At 55.1% G+C, this 343-nt stretch carries 1 protein-coding gene; it reads right to left on the bottom strand.

From position 1 onward, the window contains the following. A partial coding sequence (locus tag B3797_RS02430) for an Rpn family recombination-promoting nuclease/putative transposase (RefSeq protein WP_311790276.1) occupies window positions 1-343 on the bottom strand: 343 nt, incomplete at both ends.

Genomic DNA, 343 nt, shown 5'->3' with positions numbered 1-343 from the left:
CAGCGCCGCCATGCTGCGGTGGTGCATAATTTCTTCATCGGGAATAACGGTTACGTCAACCAGCGGGAATGAACTGCTGTACAGCGCAGCGGCGTGCTCAGTTTCACTGAATAGATCGAGCCAGCAGAGCGAATAAGGGTAAGGACTGCGCTTGCCCTGATAGAACAGAATGGGGATCACCAGCGGCAATCTGTTATGGCCGACGTCGAGATGGCGCTGCATGGCGGCGATGGCGTAGCGCATCAGGCGAAAGGCCATATGTTTATCCGGCGAACTCTGGTGCTCAATCAAAACCTGCACGTATCCATCGCCATTGCGCGTTTTCAGCGAGTAAAGCACGTCG

The sequence above is a fragment of the Pantoea sp. UBA5923 genome, from assembly GCF_002431095.1.
Lineage (GTDB): Bacteria > Pseudomonadota > Gammaproteobacteria > Enterobacterales > Enterobacteriaceae > Pantoea > Pantoea piersonii.
The sequence above is the reverse complement of the archived record's forward strand: the minus strand, read 5'-3'. Positions and strand labels throughout refer to the sequence as shown.